This window comes from Rhodococcus sp. NPDC003383 (genome assembly GCF_053589115.1).
The window spans coordinates 1-6,228 of record NZ_JBSFRG010000060.1 but is presented as its reverse complement, the minus strand read 5'-3'; the positions used below and the strand labels follow the sequence as shown (position 1 = coordinate 6,228).

The 6,228-nt window shown below is 67.6% G+C and carries 5 protein-coding genes; 2 read left to right on the top strand and 3 right to left on the bottom strand.

Going from position 1 to position 6,228, the window contains the following annotated elements:
• Window positions 1-1,694: Hsp70 family protein (locus ACWDTS_RS28010; RefSeq protein WP_450119452.1), on the top strand; the 1,694-nt coding region annotated here is incomplete at its 5' end.
• Between the two features lie 72 nt (window positions 1,695-1,766).
• Here the strand turns inward: ACWDTS_RS28010 and ACWDTS_RS28005 are convergent.
• The gene (locus ACWDTS_RS28005; RefSeq protein ID WP_450111759.1) at window positions 1,767-2,108 is read right to left on the bottom strand and encodes a hypothetical protein; all 342 of its coding nucleotides are present in this window, start codon (window positions 2,106-2,108) and stop codon (window positions 1,767-1,769) included.
• Window positions 2,109-2,301: 193 nt separating this feature from the next.
• Here ACWDTS_RS28005 and ACWDTS_RS28000 point away from each other — a divergent pair, with 193 nt between their 5' ends.
• Window positions 2,302-3,705, top strand: a complete 1,404-nt coding sequence (locus ACWDTS_RS28000; RefSeq protein WP_450111758.1) for a bifunctional lysylphosphatidylglycerol flippase/synthetase MprF — start codon at window positions 2,302-2,304, stop codon at window positions 3,703-3,705.
• On the opposite strand, the gene ACWDTS_RS27995 is transcribed toward ACWDTS_RS28000, so the two are convergent.
• Both ACWDTS_RS27995 and ACWDTS_RS27990 read right to left on the bottom strand, forming a co-directional pair.
• Window positions 3,700-4,626 carry an alpha/beta hydrolase gene (locus ACWDTS_RS27995; RefSeq protein WP_450111757.1) on the bottom strand — a complete coding sequence of 309 codons (927 nt, stop codon included), beginning with the start codon at window positions 4,624-4,626 and terminating at the stop codon, window positions 3,700-3,702. The two genes, ACWDTS_RS28000 and ACWDTS_RS27995, sit on opposite strands and share 6 nt — an antisense overlap.
• A gap of 11 nt (window positions 4,627-4,637) precedes the next feature.
• Window positions 4,638-6,137, bottom strand: a complete 1,500-nt coding sequence (locus ACWDTS_RS27990; RefSeq protein WP_450111756.1) for a flavin-containing monooxygenase — start codon at window positions 6,135-6,137, stop codon at window positions 4,638-4,640.
• Between the last annotated feature and the right edge of the window lie 91 nt (window positions 6,138-6,228).

Sequence of the window (6,228 nt, the reverse complement as noted above, 5' to 3'; positions counted from 1 at the left end):
GCGGCATCGCCACCGGCGAGGTCGCCGTCAACCAGGCCACCGTCGACCCCGCCGGCTTCGTCGCCGCCCCCAAGGCCCACGTGTCCGACCGGTCGGTGCCGGTACGCGGCCACCACCTGCCGGTCGCGGCGACCATCGCCGCGGTGCTGCGCACCGTGCACACCCGCGCCCTGGCCGCCCACAACAACCAGCCCCCGTCCGAGGTGGTGCTCACCCACCCCGAGGCCTGGTCCGGCCGGGAACTGACGGTGCTGCGCGAGGCCGCCACCTCCGCCGGCCTGGGCGGGCGCGTGTCGCTGATCTCCGAACCCCGCGCCGCGGCGTTCTACTACTCGCGCCAGCACGACGCCAAGATCGTCAAGGGCTCGACCATCGCGGTGTTCGACTTCGGCGGCGGCACCTGCGACGTGGCGGTGCTCACCGCCACCGACGAGTGGACCTTCGAGGTGCTGCGCGCCGGCGGCGACAACGCCCTCGGCGGCAAGAACCTCGACGCCACCGTCTCGCGCTGGGTCGAGCAGCACCTGGCCGACGAGAACCCGCAGCTGGTGGCGTGGCTGCGCAGCCCCGCCGGGCTCGATACCCGCCGCACCCTCGACGATCAGATCCGCCGCGCCAAGGAACTGCTCTCCGACGCCCCGTCGGCGACGATCCGGGTGACCGGCCACGGCGCCGACCTGACCCTGACCCTGACCCGGGAGGAGTTCGAGCAGCTGATCGAACCGCAGATCACCCGCGGGGTGCAGCTGGCCGCGACGGTGCTGCGCGAGGCCGGCATCGACCGCGGCCGGTTGCAGGCGCTGTATCTGACCGGCGGCTCCTCGCGGATCCCGTATGTGCACCGGCGCCTGGCCGAGCTCGGCCCGATCGCCACCCTCGACGACCCGAAAACCGTCGTCGCCAAGGGCGCGGCCGGGTTCGTCGCCGGCGGACGCGCCACCGACCCGATTCCGTTGCGCGACACCGAGGTGATCGAGCGTGGCCCGGCCCGACCGGGTGGTCCCGCGCGGACGTCGCCCGGAATTCCCGGCGCTTCCTTCGCTCAGCCGTCCGCTGCCGCCGCCGCGCCGCGGAAGTCGCAAACGCCGCTGGCGATCGCGGGTGTGGCGGTCGCCGCGGTACTCGTCGCTGCCGGTGCGTTCTTCTTCGTCACCCGCCCGGACACGGGCTCCGCGTCCGCGGCCGCGCCGCAGTCCGGTGCCGCCGTGGCGATCAACAGCACCGAACCTCTGAACGGCTCCGCTCCGGCCGCCACTGCGGATTCGACGTTCATCAGTGAATCCACCGACGACGTGACCACTCTGCTGCCGGCGAAACTGATCACGTCGTCGACGGCGTGTGAGAAGTCCGGCTTCGCACCCGACAGCTCGGCACTGCAGGTGCGTTGCCTGATCAACGTGAACTCGAACCTCGGCAAGACGATCGGCATGAAGGCCAACGAGTATCTCGGTGTCACCGCGTGGCGGGACGACCGGTACGCGCGTTCGCACCTGATCGAGTTGCGGGACAACAAGACCGGCACGTACACCACGATCGAGTCGCCGGACGGGAACCGCATCGTCGGCTACATCCCGAACAGTTCCACCGTGATATTCGAGGTGGTCGACAAGTCGCGCGGGCTGCTCATGCAGTTCTCCACCAAGACGGCCGATCAGGGCCTGGCCCTGCTGAAGGAACTCGGCTACGTCGGCTGAGGTGCGGCTCCGCCGCCGGTGTGCCTTTGTGGCGGTCAGGACCGCCACAAAGGCACACCGGTGAAGCACCGGTCAGAAGTACACGTAGATCGGACGGATCGGGTTGGGAATCAACCGAAGTTCGTGCGCGACATAGTTCGTGTCGTACTGAACGCACTCGTGGATCTGGACGTAGTGCCCGTCGCCGCGGCACTCGATCTTCCGCGTAGCGCCGTAGGGGCTCAGGATGATCGGCTTGTAGCTGTTCTCACCGAACAGTGCACCGGGGTCGAGGGGTGCGACGAAGTAGTCGGTCCGATCGCGAACTGCGTTGAAGCCGTACGGGTCGTCATCCGGGGCAGCCGACGCACCCGTCGCCGCCATCAGAGCACTGCCGACGACCATCGCAGCAACAGCCAGGGTTCGAGTGAGCATGAGAAGTCCTCGTCTTTCGTCGAGCCGGCACCCCTGCGTACTGACAATCGAGAGTACAGACCGACCGTTACGTTCCGAGGCGGGTTGAGAGGGGCAGGTCGCAGACTCCCCGATGGGTCGCGGCGCGGACGGCTACCGTGGAGATCATCGAGCGGTTCCCGTTTCACCGAAGCCGGACTTCGAGGCAGTACTCGTGACGACGCTGCAACCGACCGCCTCGTGGGCGGAGAGGACAGCCCAGCACACCGGGCTGGGCGTCTATCTGCTCGGGATCGTCGCGTTCGGCGTCTCGGCATCCCGAGCGGAGACCGGCACCGGATGGGTGGTCGCCGTGGTCATCGCGGTGGGACTCACCGCACGTGGGACGACTCTGCACCGCCCGCTGACTCCGACGCACGTGACCGCCGCGATCGTGTGTCTGCTCCTGGCAGATCTCGGCTGTGCCGAGGGGCGTCCTCACCTGGGGTTCGTCCTGGTCGTGGTGTCCGGGTGGGTGCTCGTGTGGCCGGTCCCCAGCGTCCCGCAACCCGAGGAACACCCCCGCATCGAGGCTCTCGTACAACGGACCGCGGGTGATCCGCTGGCACCGTTCGCACTGAACTCCGCCAAGTCCTACTTCTTCGACCCCTCCGGAACCGCAGCGATCGCCTATCGAACCCGCGCGGGCGTCGCCGTGGTTTCCGGGGATCCGGTCGGTGATGCGCGGGCATTCGGCAACCTGCCGACGCGATTCACCACCTTCGCCGAGGCTCGAGGCTGGCGGGTGGCGGTTCTCGCGGCGAGCGAGCACACGGCACGGTTGTGGCAGAACCGGGACGGACGCTCGCCGCTACGCGCGGTGGACATCGGGTGCGATGTCGTCGTGGACGTGTCCCGATTCTCGCTCGACGGACGGCGATTCCGGAATCTGCGGCAGGCGGTGCAGAGGAGCCGGAACGCCGGGTTGAGTACCGAGATCCTCTCCGAGCGAGACGTTTCCGCGGCACTGCGCCGGCAGTTGCTCGCGATCGTCGCCGAGACCCGCGGCGGACATCAGCGTCGGGGATTCTCGATGATTCTCGACCACCTGCTCGACGGTGTGCTTCCGGGGATGATGATCGTCGTTGCGCGTGACCGGCACGGTCGCCCGGTCGGGTTCCAGCGATACGGCACCGCGCACCACGGAAACGAGTGGAGCCTGGACGTCCCGTGGCGCAGCACCCGGGCTCCCAACGGCACCGACGAACGCATGATCGTCGATGTCGTCGAGCATGTCCGCCGCCGGGGTGGAACGTCGGTGTCGTTGGCCTTCGCCCCGTTTCCCCGATTGTTCGCCGACGCCGGAACCGGCGTGCGACAGCGGACGCTGCGGACCGCGCTGCGGCTGGGCAACTCGGTGATCGCTCTCGAATCGCTGTACCGATACCTGCACAAGTTCCATGCCGCCGCAGGTCGTCGCTACGTCCTGTTCGAACCCCGGTACGTCGTACCCGCGGCGTACGCCATGTTGACGTCGGAGTTCGTCCCCCACCGCGAGCACAGTCCTCGTCGCACCTCGCATCGCAGCGGCCGCAACCGGTACGGTTCGACGCCGGCAGGCCGGCGAAAGCTGTCATAGAGCGACAGCGATCCTCTCGGGCCGGAGTACGCGGGCGAGGAAGTCGAGTTGATCGGCAAGCACCCGCCGGTGCCATTCGCCCCGGTAGAAGTCGAAGTGATCGACGGGGTACTCACGCAGCTGCGCCCACCTGCCGGCCTTGCGTGCGGTGCGGCGCGCGGCGTCGGGCGGGGCGACACGATCGTCGGTGCCGACCTGCACCAGCAGCGGGCACGTCAGCCGGGAGGCGTAGGTGGTCGGACGGTTCAGCCCGACTTCCAGGCCCGTGCGTGCGCAGACCTCGTTGCGCCAAGTGGGCCCGGCCATCGAAAGATAGGCCTCCTCGGCGCCCGGCGTGCTGATGATCGCTGTCGACCCGGGCTGCGCGACGACGGGCGCGTGATAGGGCGACCGGCCGGTTAGAGCGCGCGCCACATCGCGCAATCCGTGCCCTGTGGCGCGGACGAGTTGGCTCACCCCGGCGTAGCGCGCGATCTGTACGAGGGCGGCGAGCCCGTCGGTGGCCGGATTCATGGACACCACCGCCGCGACGCGCTGGTCCTGGGCGGCGACCGCGACGACGTGTCCGCCCGAGTAGGACGTGCCCCACAACACGATTCGGCCGGGATCGACCCCGGGCAGGTGGCGGGCCGTGTCGACGGCCGCGTGGTAGTCCTGCCGCTGCCGGCGGAACGCGACATCCTGACGAGGTTCCCCGGCGGAGTCGCCGAAACCGCGGTAGTCGAACACGAAAGCGTCGATACCGGCGGCTGCGAAAGCCTCGGCGAAGGCGAGCAGACCGGTGTCGCGGGTGCCGCCGAAGCCGTGCCCCAGGACGATGCAGGGCCGGCCCGCCTCACCGGCAAGAACGCCGGTGCTCGCCGGTAGGTGCCAGGCGGCACAGGTGATTCCGTGGCTCGTGAAAGTCAGCTCGTGTCTCATCGTCCTTCTCCCTACCCTGCGAGCACGCTCGAGCGAGTGGAGGTGAATCTCAACGCGGGATCCTCGACCGGGCCCACGCGAAGCCGTTCGACATCTGATTCGTAGGCCATCTCCGCCGTCCACGGGCCACGGGTACCTGCCCGCGGGAACGCGGCGACTCCCCGCTGGATGTAGCCCGAACTCAGGTCGAGAAGGGGGACCCGCTCCATGTCGGGATCGTCGAGTACGGGTTCGACGACGGTGTGTCCCTGTGCATCCATGTGGTCGAGCAGTCGGCAGAAGTGCTCGCAGACCAGATCGACCTTGAGCGTCCAGGCGATGTTCGTGTACCCCATGGCGAACGCGAAGTTGGGCACCCCGGAGAGCATCATGGCCTTGTAAACGGTGGTGTCCGGCAGATGCACCGGCTTTCCGTCGACGGCGAGCGCGATCTTGCCCAAGGGCGACATGGTCAGCCCGGTTGCCGTGACGATGATGTCGGCGGCCAGTTCCCGGCCCGATTCCAGCCGGATTCCGGTCTCGGTGAATCGTTCGATCCGGTCGGTGACCACCGATGCCTGCCCCGACGAAATCGCCTTGAACAGATCACCGTTGGGAACCATGCACAACCGCTGCTCCCACGGGTTGTACCGCGGGGTGAAGTGGGTGTCGACATCGAAGTGCCGGGGCAACTGTCGACGCACGTTGGCGATCAACAGCTTGCGCATCAGCTTCGGGGCGCGCATGCATGCCTTGTAGATCCCACGGTTGAGCATGATGTTCTTGCGCCGGACGATTCGATACGCACGCTCGGGGCCGAGCACCGTGTTCAACGTGTTCGCGATCGCGTCCTCGGCGGGAAGCGAGAGCACATAGCTCGGTGATCGTTGCAGCATGGTGATGTGGCCCGCTTCGGCCGCCATCGAGGGAATCAAGGTCACAGCCGTTGCGCCGCTTCCGATCACGACCACGCGCTTGCCCGCGTAGTCCAGGTCCTCGGGCCAGTGCTGCGGATGGACCAGTGTCCCGGCGAAGTCCTCGACTCCGGCGAACTCGGGGGTGAACCCGGATTCGTTGTCGTAGTATCCGGTTCCCGAGAACAGGAACCGCGCGGTGAATTCGGTCAGTGCTCCGGTGCCGGAATGCCGTGCCGTCACCGTCCACAGTCCCTCCGTGGAGGAGAACTCCGCCTCGAGTACCCGGTAGCCGAATCGGATGTGTTCCGCCACACCGTTTTCGGCGACCGCCTCCTGCAGGTAGTCCATGATGATGTGGCCGTCGGCGATCGACTTGCGATGCGTCCAGGGCTTGAAGCCGAAACCGAAACTGGGCATGTCCGAATCGGAGCGGATGCCCGGGTACCGGAACAGGCTCCAGGTTCCCCCGATCGTGTCGCGGCCTTCCAGAATCGCGAACGAAGTATCCGGGCGACGCATCTTCAGATGGCAGGCAGCGCCGATACCCGAGATTCCGGCTCCGATGATCAATACGTCGAAGTGGGTGCTTGCCGTCGCTGCGGGAGTGCTCCTCATCGATCCTTACCTTTCTTTCAGGGGGTTCGAACTGGGCGACGGCCGTAGGCTTCGAACCACCCAGGGACGTCGGACATGGCTTTCATCGCTC